1 protein-coding gene and 2 pseudogenes are annotated in these 2,929 nt (G+C 62.4%); 2 read left to right on the forward strand and 1 reads right to left on the reverse strand.

Annotated elements, in window-relative coordinates; translation table 11 throughout:
- Together ACJWXQ_RS07080 and malQ are read left to right on the forward strand one after the other, a co-directional pair.
- A pseudogene (locus ACJWXQ_RS07080) lies at nt 1-625 on the forward strand (glycoside hydrolase); the annotation flags it as partial.
- Between the two features lie 2 nt (nt 626-627).
- A complete protein-coding gene (gene malQ, locus ACJWXQ_RS07085) occupies nt 628-2,166 on the forward strand; it encodes a 4-alpha-glucanotransferase (protein ID WP_306727530.1) in 1,539 nt (512 codons plus the stop codon).
- Here the strand turns inward: malQ and ACJWXQ_RS07090 are convergent.
- Nucleotides 2,102-2,929: pseudogene (locus ACJWXQ_RS07090) on the reverse strand (DUF3417 domain-containing protein); the annotation flags it as partial. The gene malQ and the pseudogene ACJWXQ_RS07090 overlap by 65 nt on opposite strands.

Below are 2,929 nucleotides of genomic sequence, written 5' to 3' on the forward strand. Positions count from 1 at the left end.
CATCGGCTTCACCTACAAGGACTGGCATGCCGACGACGCCGTCGCCAATTTCATCCATCACCTGGAAACCATTGCGTCGGAAAATGCGGAACCGGGTCGAGTGGTTTCAGTGATCCTGGATGGCGAGAACGCCTGGGAGCATTACCCGGACAATGGCTATCATTTCATCGGCAGCCTGTATCGCAAACTGGTGGCCCATCCCCGCATCGAACTGACTACCTTCTCCCGCTGCCTGCGAGACCCCGCTGTGCCCATTCGAAGGCTGAAGCGACTGCGGGCAGGCAGCTGGGTGCATGGCAACCTGGATACCTGGATGGGCGACGAGGACAAGAACCGGGCCTGGGAAATGCTGGTGGCCGCCAAGCAGCAGTGGGACCGACTGCCCGATACCCTGCGCGAGCAAACCGGTCGGCAACTGGCCGCCTGCGAGGGTTCCGACTGGTTCTGGTGGCCTGGTGACTACAATCCCGAAGCCGTCGTGGCCCGCTTCGAACGCCTGTACCGCCGGCATCTGGCCGACCTCTACCGCCAGATGGGCCAGGCGCCGCCGGAGTATCTGGAACAGCCCTTCTCCCGGGGCGGTGGTCAACCGGAGGGCGGCGGGACCATGCGCCCCGCCCGGTAATCATGCGTCGCGACTTCGTATTCGGCCGCCGTCGAGCCGGGATCCTGCTCCACCCCACTTCCCTGCCCGGCCCCGGCCCCGTGGGCACCCTGGGCAAAGCGGCCTTTGCCTTCATCGATTTTCTTGCCGAGGCTGGCGTGAGCGTTTGGCAGACCCTGCCCCTGCTGCCGGTCAATGAAAGCGCCTCGCCCTATCAGCCCCTTTCCCTGTTCGCCGGCAATACCGCCCTGATCGATGCCGAACTGGTGGCCAAGGATTTCGATCTGCCCTCAGCACCGTCCGGGACGGCCGGCCCGGATCTCATTCAGGCTGCCATGCAACGCATCAGGCAGCGGGAGAACCGAGCCATGTCCAATGCCTTCGAGGCCTTTCGCCACCACCACCGCAGCTGGCTTCGCCCCTGGTGCCAGTTCCATGCCCTGCGGACGCAGTTCGACGGTGCGGCCTGGCCGTACTGGCCGGCCTGCTTTCGCTACTATGAACTAGACCCGGTGCTGCCACTGGACGAGTACATTGAGGCGACCATGGACCGGGAGGCCTTGCGGCAGTTCCTCTTCCATCAGCAATGGCGGCGACTCAAGACCGCCGCCAACCGCCGTGGTATCGCCCTGTATGGCGATCTCCCCTTCTACCCCTCCGCCGACAGTGCGGACACCTGGCAATATCAGCACTACTTTGATCTGGATGCAGACGGCCATCCGCGCCGTATTGCCGGAGTGCCCCCGGATGCCTTCAGCGAGGCCGGGCAAAGCTGGGGCACGCCCGTCTATGATTGGGCCCGCCTGCAGGAAGATGGATTCAAATGGTGGCTTGAACGCCTGATGAATCAACTGGAGCTGTTCGACATCCTGCGCCTGGACCATTTTCGAGGCCTTGAATCCTGCTGGTCGCATCCGATTGACAGTGACCCGGCCGACGGCGAGTGGACGCCAGTGCCGGGCGAAGCACTCCTGCAGCAGGTTCACCGGGTTCTGGGCGATTTCCCGCTGGTGGCCGAGGATCTTGGCCATATCACGCCCGCAGTGGAACAGCTTCGCGATCAATTCGCCCTGCCGGGCATGCGCATCTGGCAGTTCGGCTTCGATGGCAAGGAGGGCAACCCCCATCATCCGGACAACCACGACAGTCATTGCGTGGTCTACACGGGAACCCACGACAACAACACACTCATGGGCTGGTGGTCCGGCCTTGAAGAGGAACAACGCGAAGGGGTATTAGCCGCCCTTTCTGAACAGGCCCTGGACACGGAACAGCCCATGCACTGGCGACTGGTGAATGGCTGTCTGGAATCCCTGGGCCAATTAAGCGTGATCCCGCTCCAGGATCTGCTTGGCCTCGGGAGCGAGGCACGAATGAACACCCCGGGGACCGCGGCGGGCAATTGGTCCTGGCGCATGAGCGGAAAGGAGTCGCTGCCGGCGCTGGCCGCCTGTCTTAGGGAGCGGGTGGTCTCCAGCGGCCGGGACGGCCCGACTCTCAATCCTCAATTGGTTCCGTCTCGAATAACCACAGCATCTTCCCCATTTCGAAGGGATGGCTGAGCAACTCGTGCCAGGGGTAGAGTCGAACATGCAGCTGATAGATACCGTTGTCCGGTGACTCCAGCTCCAGTCGAAATACCTGTGCCTCCTCTTCCTCATCCTTGGTGGATAAAAAAGTATGCACCAGCGTCGATCTCTCATCGAGTAGCGCAGCAGGCGATTGGTGAGGAAGCGGAACCAGGCATTCGGACGCATCCCCCTCGCCGTCACAACCATTGAGCAGGCATTCCAACACGACATCTCCGGACTCCAGACCGTTGAGCCAGACCAGGACCTCCAATCTCAATCGCTCACCGGTCAGGATGGATGTCGGAGGTAGCCGCCGCCACTGAACTTCGACCCCTTCCCAGCACTGAGCAACCCTGGCCTTCCAGGCCGCAAGACGCTCCGCCTCAAGCGCACCATCCGCCGTCAGACGCTCACCGTGACGGGCTGCCGGCGCATAAAGACGCTGGGCATAATCACGCACCATGCCTTCGGCATTGAAGTGAGGCAGCACACTGATCATGGAACGCTTGGAGCGGGCTACCCAGTCCGGGGAATAGGCGCCAGGGCCAATTCGGTAATACTCGGGGATCACCTGCCCTTCGAGCAGATCCAGCAGATCCTCCGCTTCCACCCGATCCCGTTGCTCGGCCGACAACTCCCGGTCATGGGGCGCGATGGCCCAGCCATTGTCGCCGTCATAGCCTTCAGCCCACCAGCCATCCAGGACACTCAGATTGATGACACCGTTCATGGCCGCCTTCTGCCCGGAGGTGCC

It is taken from the genome of Natronospira sp., assembly GCF_007134575.1.
In the GTDB taxonomy this organism is placed as follows: domain Bacteria; phylum Pseudomonadota; class Gammaproteobacteria; order Natronospirales; family Natronospiraceae; genus Natronospira; species Natronospira elongata.